This is a genomic window from Pantoea sp. FN0305 (genome assembly GCF_050113845.1).
GTDB lineage: Bacteria > Pseudomonadota > Gammaproteobacteria > Enterobacterales > Enterobacteriaceae > Mixta > Mixta alhagi.
Genome location: NZ_JBNJSN010000001.1, coordinates 530,634 through 543,418, shown reverse-complemented (window position 1 = coordinate 543,418; position 12,785 = coordinate 530,634). Strand labels below are relative to the sequence as shown.

Genomic DNA, 12,785 nt, shown 5'->3' with positions numbered 1-12,785 from the left:
CATGACCGAATTTAACATGCCCCTTATCCTGATTGTGGAAGATGAACCAAAGATCGCTCAGCTGATGATCGACTATCTGCAGGCGGCCAGCTACCGCACCCATCATCTGGCACGTGGCGACGAGGTTCTTGCTTTTGTAAAACAAACGCCGCCGGACCTGATCCTGCTGGATTTGATGCTGCCCGGGCTGGATGGCCTTTCCGTCTGTCGTGAGCTACGCCGCTTTTCCGATCTGCCGGTTGTAATGGTTACCGCAAAAATCGAAGAGATCGATCGCCTGCTGGGGCTGGAGATTGGCGCGGATGATTATATCTGTAAGCCCTTCAGCCCGCGTGAAGTGGTGGCGCGCGTAAAAACGATTCTGCGTCGCTGTCAGCGCAGCCAGGAAGATACCGCACCGCCGTCGCCGCTGCTGGTAAATGAAGCGCGTTTTCAGGCCAGCTGGGCGGGAAAAGCGCTCGATCTGACGCCCGCCGAGTTTCGTCTGCTGAAAACGCTGGCGCAGGAACCGGGTAAAGTCTTTTCGCGCGAGCAGCTGTTAAACCACCTTTATGACGATTATCGCGTGGTCACCGATCGTACCATCGACAGCCATATCAAAAACCTGCGCCGCAAGCTGGAGGCGCTGGACGCCGATCAGCCCTTTATTCGCGCCGTCTACGGCATGGGCTACCGCTGGGAGGCGGATGCGTGTCGCTTGATCTAGCGCAATTTACATCGCTGCTTCAGCCGCTTAGAATTTCTCACCTTTTAACGGGCCATCAATTTTGCTGTGCCCGTCAGCAATATCTGACCTGACATCAGACTGAGAATATTATGTTTAAACCGGAACTCCTCTCTCCGGCCGGTACGCTGAAAAATATGCGTTACGCCTTTGCCTATGGCGCAGACGCCGTGTATGCCGGTCAGCCACGCTACAGCCTGCGGGTGCGCAACAACGAATTTAACCATCAGAATCTGGCGCTGGGTATTCAGGAAGCGCACGCGCTGGGTAAAAAATTTTATGTGGTTGTGAACATCGCCCCGCATAACGCCAAGCTGAAAACCTTTATCCGCGATCTCCAGCCGGTGATTGATATGCAGCCGGACGCGCTGATTATGTCCGATCCCGGCCTGATCATGATGGTGCGCGACGCGTTCCCCGCGATGCCGATCCATCTGTCGGTTCAGGCCAACGCGGTTAACTGGGCGACGGTGAAATTCTGGCAACAGATGGGGCTGTCGCGCGTTATTTTGTCCCGCGAGCTGTCGCTGGAAGAGATTGAAGAGATCCGCCAGCAGGTGCCGGAAATGGAGCTGGAGATCTTTGTGCATGGTGCGCTTTGCATGGCCTATTCCGGGCGCTGCCTGCTTTCTGGTTATATCAACAAGCGCGACCCCAACCAGGGCACCTGCACCAACGCCTGCCGCTGGGAGTACAAGGTTCAGGAAGGCAAAGAGGATGAGATCGGCAATATTGTACATCAGTATGAGCCGATTCCGGTGCAGGATGTCACCCCGACGCTCGGTGCCGGTCAGCCGACCGATAAAGTGTTTATGATTGAAGAGGCGATGCGGCCCGGCGAATATATGACCGCGTTCGAAGATGAGCACGGCACCTATATCATGAATTCCAAAGATCTGCGTGCCGTGGCGCACGTGGAGCGCCTGACGCGGATGGGTGTGCACTCGCTGAAGATCGAAGGACGCACCAAATCATTTTACTACTGCGCCCGTACCGCCCAGGTTTATCGTCGCGCTATCGACGACGCTGCTGCTGGCAAGCCGTTCGATCCCTCGCTGCTCACTACGCTGGAAGGCCTGGCGCATCGCGGTTACACCGAAGGTTTCCTGCGCCGCCATACCCATGACAGCTATCAAAACTACGATTATGGCTATTCGATCTCTGAGCGTCAGCAGTTTGTCGGCGAGTTTACCGGCGAACGACGCGGCGCGCTGGCGCAGGTTGACGTGAAAAATAAGTTCTCCGTGGGCGACAGCCTGGAGCTGATGACCCCCGCCGGTAACCTGCACTTTACGCTGACGGCGCTGGAAAACAGTAAAGGTCAGTCGGCTGAGGTTGCACCGGGCAATGGCCATATGGTCTGGCTGCCGGTACCGGAGGAGGTAGATTTGAACTTTGCCCTGCTGATGCGCAATCTTAACGGCACCACTACGCGTAATCCGCACGCGGAGGCGAACGTCTCCAGCGCAAATTAATGATCCGCCATAACAGTTTTTAGAATTTGATCACATTAGCCGGCGCGGTTTGTCGATAACATCGCGCTTGCTAAAACGAGCAAAAAGAAACGGCAGTCTATACCAGGAACCACCTCATTCGCCCGCCCGGCTCCCCCGCGCGGGTTTTTCTTTGCGTGTTGCTCTTAAAGCCCACCCGTACGCACAGCGTTTCCCTGCTTCTGTGCTATAAAAACAGTCTGACAAAGATGAGTGAGCGACTCAACGCGTGGAGGATTCAGGCCCCTGCGCAGGTGCGTTGTTTTGATGTCACTCTTACTACAATATTTGCTGCCAAGGGAAATAGCATGGAAAAACAGGCTTTGACACTGGTGATCCTGAATGGAAAAGGGGCGGGAAACGAGGCGCTGCGTACGGCGATCGCTACGCTACGCGCTGAAGGTTATCCCATTGAAGTGCGCGTAACCTGGGAAACAGGCGACAGCGAGCGTTATCTGCAGGAAGCTATTGCCCTGCATGCCACGACCGTGGTGGCGGGCGGCGGCGACGGCACCATTAATGAACTGGCGAACAGCCTGATCAAGATTGCATCCTCTTCCCGGCCGGTTTTAGGGATTTTACCGTTGGGCACCGCTAATGACTTCGCGACCAGCGCCGGTATCCCTGAAGATCCCGAGGCAGCGCTGCGGCTGGCGATTGCGGGAGAAACCGTCAATATCGATCTGGCGCGCGTTAATCAGGATCGCTATTTCATTAACATGGCCACTGGCGGTTTCGGCACGCGTATCACCACCGAAACGCCGGAAAAGCTGAAATCTGCTTTGGGCGGCGTCTCCTATTTTATTCATGGTTTGATGCGCATGGATGCGTTAAAGGCGGACAGCTGCGCCATCAGCGGTCCCGACTTCTCCTGGAATGGCGATGCGCTGGCGATCGGCGTCGGCAATGGACGCCAGGCAGGCGGCGGCCAGCGTCTTTGTCCACGGGCATTTATTAACGATGGCTTACTGGATCTGAGTATCGTCAATTCACAAGAGCTGCTTTCCACGCTGCTGCACTCTTTAACCAGCGATGAACAGAATCCGAATATCATTTCCGCTTCGCTGCCGTGGCTGAAGATCTCTTCACCCAACGAGATGACCTTTAACCTCGACGGCGAGCCACTCAGCGGCACTGAGTTTCATATTGAGGTCATCGCCGGAGCGCTGACTTGCCGTTTACCGCCGCAATGTGAACTTATCGCCTGACATAACTTTTCTGCCTGCGGCTAAAATGTTTTAGCTACCAGGCAGTTACCCTCTCTCTTCGCTGCTTCCAATCATACCCGATGCCCTTGTTTCTGGCCTGTTAGACGGTGGGTTAAACATATTCTTTACAACACAACCTGACAGCGCGAAACAGTGTGATCGCGATCGAACTCCTGCCCATCTCTACTTGTATGGTAGTACAACAGCGCTTAGATTTCGTTCATCCGAAGTCGCTATCAAGGTCAGAAGAATGAAAATCGTTAACGCTGAAGTCTTTGTTACCTGCCCGGGCAGGAATTTTGTCACGCTGAAAATTACCACCGATCAAGGGATCACCGGCATTGGCGATGCCACGCTCAACGGACGCGAGCTGCCGGTCGCTTCCTATCTGAAAGATCATATCTGTCCGCAGCTGATTGGCCGCGACGCGCATCAAATCGAAGATATCTGGCAGTTCTTTTATAAAGGCGCCTACTGGCGACGCGGCCCGGTCACGATGTCCGCGATTTCCGCCGTTGATATGGCGCTGTGGGATATCAAAGCCAAAGCCGCCAACATGCCGCTCTATCAGCTGCTGGGCGGCGCATCGCGTACCGGCGTTATGGTCTACTGCCACACCACCGGCCACAGTATTGATGAAGTGCTGGATGACTATGCGCGTCATAAAGAGATGGGCTTTAAGGCGATTCGCGTGCAGTGCGGCGTGCCGGGCATGAAAACCACCTACGGCATGGCAAAAGGCAAAGGCATGGCCTATGAACCCGCCACTAAAGGCGACTGGCCGGAAGAGCAGCTCTGGTCGAGCGAAAAGTATCTCGATTTTACGCCAAAACTGTTCGCTGCCGTGCGTGAACGCTTTGGCTTCGATGAGCACCTGCTGCATGACATGCACCATCGCCTGACGCCGATTGAAGCGGCACGCTTTGGCAAGCGCATCGAAGATTACCGCCTGTTCTGGATGGAAGATCCTACTCCGGCAGAAAACCAGGAGTGCTTCCGCCTGATCCGCCAGCATACCGTTACGCCAATTGCCGTGGGCGAAGTATTTAACAGCATCTGGGATTGCAAACAGCTGATTGAAGAGCAGCTGATCGACTATATCCGCACCACCATTACCCATGCGGGCGGCATCACCGGCATGCGCCGCATCGCTGATTTTGCCTCGCTGTATCAGGTTCGCACCGGATCGCACGGCCCGTCCGATCTGTCGCCGATCTGCATGGCTGCGGCGCTGCATTTCGATCTCTGGGTACCGAACTTTGGCGTACAGGAATATATGGGTTACTCCGAGCAGATGCTGGAAGTCTTCCCGCACAGCTGGACCTTCGATAACGGCTATATGCATCCGGGCGATAAGCCAGGCCTGGGCATTGAGTTTGATGAAAAGCTGGCAGCGAAATATCCCTATGAACCCGCCTATTTGCCGGTCGCCCGCCTTGAAGACGGCACCCTGTGGAACTGGTAAGGAAATGATGATGAAAAGCGTGGTTATCCAACAACCCGGTGAACTGCAGCTACAACAGCGCGCATTACCGGAACCAGCCGCAGGCGAAGTACGGGTAAAAGTGCGCTACGCCAGCATTTGCGGTTCAGATGTGCATATCTGGCACGGCCATAACCCTTTTGCGCGCTATCCGCGCGTTATCGGTCATGAATTTTTTGGCGTGATCGACGCCGTCGGCGCAGGCGTTGATGCCGCTCGCATCGGCGAACGCGTGGCGGTCGATCCGGTAGTGAGCTGCGGCCACTGCTATCCCTGCTCGGTGGGCCGCCCGAACGTCTGCCGTGAGCTACAGGTGATTGGCGTGCATCGCGACGGCGGCTTTAGCGAATATGCCGTTGCGCCAGCCCGCAATGCTTACCGCGTGCCGGATGCCATTCCCGATAAGCTGGCCAGCCTGATTGAGCCCTTTACCATTGCCGCCAATATCACCGCCTTTTTGCAGCCCACCGCGCAGGACGTTGCGCTGGTCTATGGCGCAGGTCCAATGGGCCTGACGGCGATCCAGGTGTTAAAAGGCGTGTATGGCGTGCGGCAGGTGCTGGTGGTGGATCGTCTGCCGGAGCGGCTGGCGTTAGCGCAACAAAGCGGCGCGGATGTGGTCTTTAATAACAGCGAGGTGCCGCTGGCGGCCCAGCTGGAAGGCGTACAGCCGACGCTGATTATTGACGCCGCCTGCCATCCATCGATTCTGGCGGAAGCGGCGGCGCTGGCCTCACCGGCGGCACGTATCGGCCTGCTTGGTTTCTCTGCCGAACCCTGCACGCTAACGCAGCAAAGCCTGACCAGTAAAGAATTGTCGCTGTTTACCTCGCGCTTAAACAGCCATCGTTTCCCGCAGGTCATTGAATGGATTGAGCGCGGCGCTATCCAGCCAGAGAAGCTGGTCACGCACTATTTCCCGCTTGCCGAGGTTGAGCAAGCCATGACCCTGTTTGAAAAAGATCCGCGTACCTGCTGCAAAGTTATTTTATCTGTTGAATAATCCAGGGGTTGGGCGACGCTGTCGCCCTCCCGTAAATTATTATAATTATCAAACGATTACGGAGATACCATGTTCAAGAATTTACGTTGGACCATAGTACTTCTGCTGTTTCTGGTCTACATGATCAATTACCTCGATCGCGTAGCGCTTTCCCTCACCGTACCGATGATTGAAAAAGATTTGATGCTGAACGCCGAGCAGTTCGGCATGATTTTCGGCAGCTTCTTTTTCGGTTATGCCCTGTTTAACTTTATTGGCGGCCTCGCCACCGATAAATATGGCCCGACGCTGGTGCTGGGCATCGCTGTTGGCATGTGGTCGCTGTTCTGTGGCCTGACCGCCATTGCGACCGGCTTTTGGTCGATGCTGATCCTTCGCGTGCTGTTCGGTATGGCAGAAGGCCCGATCTGCGCCTCCGCCAACAAGGCAATTAACGGCTGGTTCCCGAAAAAACAGGCGGCCACCGCGATGGGCTTTCTGAGCGCCGGTTCGCCGCTGGGCGGCGCAGTAGCCGGACCGATTATCGGCTATCTGGCGCTGGCGTTCGGCTGGCGACCGGCGTTTATCATTATCTGTTCGATTGGCATCGTCTGGATGGTGGTGTGGTTTTTCATTGCTGCGGATAATCCGGCGCGCAGTAAACGTGTTTCCGCGGAGGAACACGCATTAATCGATAAACTCAAAGAGGCACAGCCGGGCGACGAGCCGGAGCTGGATCAGGCAGCGCACGGACTGGGCTACTATCTGCGTCAGCCGATTATCCTGGTTACCGCCTTCGCCTTCTTTTGCTACAACTACATTTTGTTCTTCTTCCTGAGCTGGTTCCCGGCTTATCTGGTGCAGGCGCACAACCTGGACATCAAATCGATGAGCATGACCACCGTTATCCCCTGGATTGTGGGTTTTGTCGGTCTGGCGCTGGGCGGCTGGATCTCCGATAAGATTTTCAACATCACCGGTCGTCTGCTGCTGTCGCGAAAAATTGTGCTGGTGGTCTCGTTACTCGCCGCTGCCCTTTGTGTGGCGCTGGCCGGTACGGTAGAAGGGGTAACTTCTGCGGTATTGCTGATGTCGGTCTCTATCTTCTTCCTGTATATCACCGGCGCGATCTACTGGGCGATTATTCAGGATGTGGTGCATAAAAGCCGTGTCGGCGGCATTAGCGGCTTTATCCATCTGATTGGCAGCCTGTCCGGGATTATCGGCCCGATCGTTACCGGTTTTATTGTGCAGCATACCGGCAAATTTGACAGCGCCTTTGTGCTGGCGGGCGTGATTGCCGCGTTAGGCGCGATGCTGGTGCTGTTTGTAATCAAAAGCCCGAAAGCCACCAACAAACCTGTTTCTGTATAACCACTTCCGGCGCGCATGGCGCGCCTTTTACGTTAAGTAAGAAGGATTTTCTCATGCTATCCGTTGAGACACTGGCAGACGATGTTTTGGTTCCCGATTACGATCGTTCCCGGCTGCGCGCACGCATTCTGCATATCGGTTTTGGCGCTTTTCATCGCGCCCATCAGGCAGTATGCGCTGACCGGCTGGCGCGGGAGCAGCAGAGCGACTGGGGTTATATCGAGTGCGAGATCAATCTCCACAGCACCGGCACGCTGGTGGAATCGCTGCGTCAGCAGGATCATCTGTACACCGTGACGGAGATGGCGGACAGCGGTAAAACATCACGTGCGGTAGGAGTGATTACCGCTGCCGTAAATGCGCGTACCGATGGAATCGACGCGGTGATTGAGGCGATGTGTCAGCCAGATATCGCTATCGTCTCAATGACCGTGACCGAAAAAGGCTACTGCCACCATCCCGCCACCGGCCAGCTTAACCTTGAGCATCCCGTTATCCAGCACGATATCGCCCACCCTGATGCGCCCCAGTCGCTGCCCGGCGTGATTCTGGCTGCCGTGAAGCGCCGCCGCGAACGCGATCTGCCGCCTTTCAGCGTGATGTCCTGCGATAATATGCCGGAAAACGGTCATGTCACGCGCAATGTGGTGTTACAGCTGGCAGAGAAACAGGATGCCGGACTGGCAGACTATATTCGTCATCATCTGACCTTTCCCTCTACCATGGTGGATCGCATTGTTCCGGCAATGACCCAGGAAGCGCTGGATACGCTGGGCGAAAAGCTGGGCTGCTACGATCCGGTTGCCGTGCAGTGCGAACCCTTTTTCCAGTGGGTGATTGAAGATAATTTCGTTAATGGTCGCCCTGCCTGGGAAAAGGCTGGCGCAGAACTGGTAGAGGATGTGCTGCCGTTCGAGGAGATGAAGCTGCGTATGCTTAACGGCAGCCACTCCTTTCTGGCTTATCTCGGCTACCTGGCAGGCTATCAACACATCAGCGACTGTATGGAAGATGAAAATTTCCTGCGTGCCGCCCGCACGCTGATGCTGGCGGAACAGGCCCCAACCCTGCGTACCCAAAATGTGGACCTGGTCGCCTACGCCGATTCGCTGATTGCGCGCTATCAAAACCGCGCCATCAAGCATCGCACCTGGCAAATCGCCTCTGACGGTACGCAAAAGCTGCCGCAGCGCTGGCTTGACAGCATCCGCTGGCATCTGGCGCATAACAGCCGTTTCGATCTGCTGGCGCTGGGCGTGGCGGGCTGGATCCGCTATGTCGGCGGCGTTGATGAACAGGGCAATGCGATTGAAATTAACGATCCGTTAAAAGAGACGCTGGCACAGCGCGTCAGTGAAAGTGCTGAAGGCGAAGCGCGTATTGCTGCCCTGCTCTCGCTACAGAAAGTATTTGGCGACGACTTGCCGGCTAATGAGCAGTTCACCACGCGGGTGCTGGATTTTTATCAGCAACTACTGAAATCCGGGGCGAAAGAAACGGTTAAGCAGCTTATCGCAAGCTATTAATTGTTCCTTTGACAAAAGGGCTGGCGCGGAGCTAACGGGCTGTTTAGACTGAAGGCTTTCGCGTCCAGCTGTCCAGGAAAGTTGTCGTATGTCAATAGCCTACACCATTACCGCTAACGAGCCGGTTAACCAGCAGATTTATCGCTTTTTGCGTCAGGATATTGTCACCTGCGTCATTCACCCTGGTTCACTGCTGTCAGAAAAAGAGGTCTCTTCACGTTTTAACGTGTCACGTCAGCCGGTGCGGGAAGCCTTTATCAAACTGGCGGAGGCTGGACTGGTACAAATCCTGCCGCAGCGCGGCACCTTTGTCCGTAAAATTTCCGCTCAGCGCGTGGCAGATGGCCGCTTTATTCGCGAAGCGGTAGAGATTGCCGTGGTGCGTCGGGCAGCAATGGAAGCGGCGCCCGCAGCGTTAATGGCATTGGAACATAACCTTCAGCTGCAAAAAATGGCGGCGCAGCGCCATGACGTACAGGCTTTTTTAATGCTGGACGATGAATTTCATCTGCTGATTGCACAAAGTATTCACTGTGAGCTGGCGTGGGAGACGGTAGAAAATATCAAAGCCACCATGGACCGCGTGCGCTTTCTAACGCTCAGCAAAGTTTCGCCGCCGGAGAGTCTGATTGAACAGCATGAGGAGATCCTCAGCACGTTGCGCAATAAAGATGCCGACGGCGCTGAACAGGCAATGCGTCGACATCTGCAGGAGATGATTTTCTCTATTACGCCTATCGCCGAGCAGAACAGCGAATGGTTTGAGCAGGTTTAACGGCTGGCCGGGCGGCTCCAGGCCGCCCGGCCAGCAATCAGGCGACAGTAATGTCGTTAGCTAAATAGACATCCTGCACGGCATTGATTAACGCCACGCCATCCTTCATCGATTTCTTAAACGCCTTGCGGCCCAGAATCAGGCCCATGCCGCCTGCGCGTTTATTGATCACCGCTGTACGAACCGATTCAGCGATATCGGTCTCGCCCGCCGATGCGCCGCCTGAGTTAATCAACCCGGCACGGCCCATATAGCAGTTAGCCAGCTGATAGCGCACCAGATCAATCGGGTTTTCACTGGTGAGTTTGCTGTAAACGCGTTCATCGGTGTGACCAAATTTCACCATATTGTAGCCGCCGTTATTCTCCGCCATTTTCTGTTTTACGATATCTGCACCAATGGTGGCGGCGAGATGGTTGGCCTGACCGGAAAGGTCGGCGCTAACGTGATAATCCACGCCCTCTTTTTTAAAGGCGTTATTGCGCAGATAGGCCCAAAGCACGGTTACCATTCCCAGCTCATGTGCACGCTCAAAGGCGGCGGAAACCTCTTCAATCTGACGGCGAGACTGTTCAGAGCCAAAATAAATAGTGGCGCCCACCGCTACCGCGCCCAGATTAAACGCCTGCTCAACGCTGGCGTAGAGGGTTTGATCATACTGTGCCGGATAGCTCAGGGTTTCGTTATGGTTCAGCTTTACCATAAACGGGATTTTATGCGCATAGCGGCGCGATACCGATGCCAGCACGCCATAGGTTGAGGCCACGCAGTTACAGCCCGCCTCAATAGCCAGCTCAACAATGTTTTTCGGATCGAAATAGCGCGGATTGGCGGCAAAAGAGGCACCGGCGGAGTGCTCCACGCCCTGATCGACCGGCAGAATAGAGAGATAGCCGGTGCCCGCCAACCGCCCGGAATTGTACAGCGTCTGCATATTGCGCAGCACCGCAGGAGGACGATTGTTATCAATCATTACCCGATCGATATAATCCGCGCCCGGAAGGTAAAGGCTTTCCGCTGGAATGGTCATGCAGCGATGTTGCAAAAGGCTGTCTGCTTCTTTGCCCAATAACTGTACGATGTCCGTCATGTTTGCTCCTGTAAGGTTGAGGCGAGGCTTGACTGGTCGGGCAGGGTTCCCACCGCCCGACGACCCGGCACAGACTGACCTCGTTTCCCTCACTAACGCAAACTGCTGACTCCATTTTTCAGAAATATTCGTGGGTAAATTTTACGTTACGCCTACCACCAGCGATAAAAATGGTGCACAGGCCCGATGCCCTTTCCTACCTGTAGCGTATCAGCCTGTTCCAGCGCGCCCTGTAGCCAGCTTTTAGCCGCTGCAATCGTAGTGGCCCAGTCATTATGACGCGGGCGTAGGGCAGCCAGCGCCGAAGAGAGCGTACAGCCGGTACCGTGCGTATTACGCGTGGCGATGCGCGGCGCAGTAAAACGTTGCTCGCCTTCACGGGTAAACAGCCAGTCCGGGCTTTCGGCATCGCTGAGGTGGCCGCCCTTGATCAGCACCGCCTCGCAGCCCAGCGCCAGCAGCGCTCTGCCCTGCTGCTTCATTTCCGCCTCATTACGCGCGTGATGCGTTTCCAGCAGCGCCGCCGCCTCTGGCAGGTTAGGCGTAATCAACGACACCTGCGGCAACAACTGCTGGCGCAATGTCTCGACCGCCTGCGGCGACAACAGCGCATCGCCGCTTTTCGCCAGCATCACCGTATCCAGCACTACCCAGGGAATTGCGGCGTGGCGAAGCCTTTCTGCTACCGCTTCGACAATATCACTCTCCGCCAGCATGCCGATTTTGGCGCTATCAATATGCACATCGCTTAATACTGAATCCAGCTGTGCGGCGACAAAGTCAGGTTCGATACGGTAAACCGACTGCACGCCGCAGGTATTTTGCGCTACCAGCGCCGTGATTACGCTGGTGCCATAAGCGCCCAACGCAGAAAAGGTTTTCAGATCGGCCTGGATACCTGCGCCGCCGCTGGGATCGGTACCGGCAATGGTTAATGCGTTGATGCGGATCATGCCAGCGCCTCCTCATTCAGGTTCCAGAGTCCGTCAAGAAAGGCCGGGATAAAACTGCCCGGCCCGCTTGTTGAAGCTGCCGCCTGAGCGCCGACGCAGGAGATAATCCGGCAGGCGCTGGCAACATGCAGCAGCCGATCGCCCGGCAGCGCCGCAAAGCCAGCCACCACCGCCGAAAGCGCGCAGCCGGTGCCAACCACGCGCGTCATCAGCGGCGAGCCGCCTGGAATGCTCAGCGTGCGCTCGCCATCGGTGACGTAATCCACCTCGCCGGTAATGGCAACGATGGTGGCATAGCGCCGGGCCAGCTGCTGGGCAGCAGAAAGCGCTGATTCCGTCGAGTGCTGCGTATCCACGCCGCGTCCGCCGCCCTGCTGTAGCGCCAGCGCGAGAATTTCAGAGGCGTTGCCACGAATCGCTGCGGGCCGCAGCGTCAGCAGTTGCTGGCAGAATTCGCTACGCAAGCGCAGCGCCCCTACCGCTACCGGATCGAGCGTCCAGGGCGTGTCGGCTGCGTTAGCGGCGTTGACTGCCGCCAGCATGGCTGCGGCACGCGGCTGGGTCAGCGTCCCGACATTAATCAGCAACGCATCGGCGATAGCGCTAAACTGCGCGGCTTCTTCGGCATCGATAACCATCGCGGGCGAGGCGTGCAGCGCCAGCAAGACGTTAGCAGTAAAGGATTGCACCACATCGTTAGTCATGCAGTGGATCAGCGGCGCGCGCTGGCGGAACAGGGAGAGTGTGTGCGCAACAAGCGCGTTATCAGGCAGATCAGGCTGTTTCATAATGCTCCTGGCCGACGTTCAGGAAGCAATGCCGGCCAGGCATCTGACTTCCCTACGCTGGCATTATCCAGATCAGGTAATACGGGTATTTCTCAGCCTTCACAAAGAAGGGCACCCCGAGTCATTTAAAATCAATAGGTTGTGATTAGCGTCTTGTTCAGACCTGTTAAGGATAATGCCAGTGGGAACAAGGAGAAACAAGTTTTAAAATCAGTACAGGAAGAGGCATAAATGATACTTGCCGCAGTCTGTGAAAAATCACTAACTAATGCGAGAACAACCATGGGCCTGACACTATTTTATTCACCGGGATCTGTAACGAAACCACAAACTGCAACGGGCTATCCGGCTGTGCCAGATAGTGATATCACAGGATGCCAGGCTGCCCT

At 55.8% G+C, this 12,785-nt stretch carries 11 protein-coding genes and 1 riboswitch; of the genes, 8 read left to right on the top strand and 3 right to left on the bottom strand.

Annotation, left to right across the window (positions count from 1 at the left end):
* Position 1: 1 nt before the first annotated feature.
* The 8 genes from baeR (at position 2) to ACQE3Y_RS02455 (ending at position 9,565) form a co-directional block, all read left to right on the top strand.
* Complete coding sequence (gene baeR, locus ACQE3Y_RS02490) at positions 2-706, top strand: two-component system response regulator BaeR (RefSeq protein ID WP_250650335.1); 705 nt, start codon at positions 2-4, stop codon at positions 704-706.
* 110 nt (positions 707-816) lie between these two features.
* A complete protein-coding gene (gene yegQ, locus ACQE3Y_RS02485; RefSeq protein ID WP_426980782.1) occupies positions 817-2,199 on the top strand; it encodes a tRNA 5-hydroxyuridine modification protein YegQ in 1,383 nt (460 codons plus the stop codon).
* A 326-nt stretch (positions 2,200-2,525) separates the two neighbouring features.
* A complete protein-coding gene (gene yegS / locus ACQE3Y_RS02480) occupies positions 2,526-3,425 on the top strand; it encodes a lipid kinase YegS (RefSeq protein WP_426980781.1) in 900 nt (299 codons plus the stop codon).
* A gap of 250 nt (positions 3,426-3,675) precedes the next feature.
* Complete coding sequence (manD, locus tag ACQE3Y_RS02475) at positions 3,676-4,890, top strand: D-mannonate dehydratase ManD (RefSeq protein ID WP_426972006.1); 1,215 nt, start codon at positions 3,676-3,678, stop codon at positions 4,888-4,890.
* Positions 4,891-4,900: 10 nt separating this feature from the next.
* Positions 4,901-5,911, top strand: a complete 1,011-nt coding sequence (locus ACQE3Y_RS02470) for a Zn-dependent oxidoreductase (protein ID WP_426980931.1) — start codon at positions 4,901-4,903, stop codon at positions 5,909-5,911.
* A gap of 69 nt (positions 5,912-5,980) precedes the next feature.
* Positions 5,981-7,264 (top strand): MFS transporter, encoded by a 1,284-nt coding sequence (locus ACQE3Y_RS02465; protein ID WP_426972005.1) that lies wholly within the window; start codon positions 5,981-5,983, stop codon positions 7,262-7,264.
* Positions 7,265-7,317: 53 nt separating this feature from the next.
* Positions 7,318-8,790 (top strand): mannitol dehydrogenase family protein, encoded by a 1,473-nt coding sequence (locus ACQE3Y_RS02460; RefSeq protein WP_426980780.1) that lies wholly within the window; start codon positions 7,318-7,320, stop codon positions 8,788-8,790.
* 88 nt (positions 8,791-8,878) lie between these two features.
* Positions 8,879-9,565, top strand: coding sequence for a GntR family transcriptional regulator (locus tag ACQE3Y_RS02455; RefSeq protein ID WP_085071150.1), 687 nt, complete (start codon positions 8,879-8,881; stop codon positions 9,563-9,565).
* 37 nt (positions 9,566-9,602) lie between these two features.
* On the opposite strand, the gene fbaB is transcribed toward ACQE3Y_RS02455, so the two are convergent.
* From fbaB to thiM, 3 genes are all read right to left on the bottom strand, one after another.
* Positions 9,603-10,655, bottom strand: coding sequence for a class I fructose-bisphosphate aldolase (gene fbaB, locus ACQE3Y_RS02450; protein ID WP_250650342.1), 1,053 nt, complete (start codon positions 10,653-10,655; stop codon positions 9,603-9,605).
* A 152-nt stretch (positions 10,656-10,807) separates the two neighbouring features.
* The gene (thiD, locus tag ACQE3Y_RS02445; RefSeq protein WP_426980779.1) at positions 10,808-11,608 is read right to left on the bottom strand and encodes a bifunctional hydroxymethylpyrimidine kinase/phosphomethylpyrimidine kinase; all 801 of its coding nucleotides are present in this window, start codon (positions 11,606-11,608) and stop codon (positions 10,808-10,810) included.
* Entirely contained in the window at positions 11,605-12,396 is a 792-nt protein-coding gene (gene thiM, locus ACQE3Y_RS02440; protein ID WP_426980778.1) for a hydroxyethylthiazole kinase, read from the bottom strand. Before thiM ends, thiD begins: the two co-directional genes overlap by 4 nt.
* A gap of 32 nt (positions 12,397-12,428) precedes the next feature.
* Positions 12,429-12,525, bottom strand: a riboswitch (TPP riboswitch).
* Positions 12,526-12,785 lie beyond the last annotated feature (260 nt).

Bases quoted from the DNA above. Each gene is read 5' to 3' on its own strand.
- baeR (WP_250650335.1), top strand. From the start codon at position 2: ATGACCGAATTTAACATGCCCCTTATCCTGATTGTGGAAGATGAACCA.
- yegQ (WP_426980782.1), top strand. From the start codon at position 817: ATGTTTAAACCGGAACTCCTCTCTCCGGCCGGTACGCTGAAAAATATG.
- yegS (WP_426980781.1), top strand. From the start codon at position 2,526: ATGGAAAAACAGGCTTTGACACTGGTGATCCTGAATGGAAAAGGGGCG.
- manD (WP_426972006.1), top strand. From the start codon at position 3,676: ATGAAAATCGTTAACGCTGAAGTCTTTGTTACCTGCCCGGGCAGGAAT.
- ACQE3Y_RS02470 (WP_426980931.1), top strand. From the start codon at position 4,901: ATGAAAAGCGTGGTTATCCAACAACCCGGTGAACTGCAGCTACAACAG.
- ACQE3Y_RS02465 (WP_426972005.1), top strand. From the start codon at position 5,981: ATGTTCAAGAATTTACGTTGGACCATAGTACTTCTGCTGTTTCTGGTC.
- ACQE3Y_RS02460 (WP_426980780.1), top strand. From the start codon at position 7,318: ATGCTATCCGTTGAGACACTGGCAGACGATGTTTTGGTTCCCGATTAC.
- ACQE3Y_RS02455 (WP_085071150.1), top strand. From the start codon at position 8,879: ATGTCAATAGCCTACACCATTACCGCTAACGAGCCGGTTAACCAGCAG.
- fbaB (WP_250650342.1), bottom strand. From the start codon at position 10,655: ATGACGGACATCGTACAGTTATTGGGCAAAGAAGCAGACAGCCTTTTG.
- thiD (WP_426980779.1), bottom strand. From the start codon at position 11,608: ATGATCCGCATCAACGCATTAACCATTGCCGGTACCGATCCCAGCGGC.
- thiM (WP_426980778.1), bottom strand. From the start codon at position 12,396: ATGAAACAGCCTGATCTGCCTGATAACGCGCTTGTTGCGCACACACTC.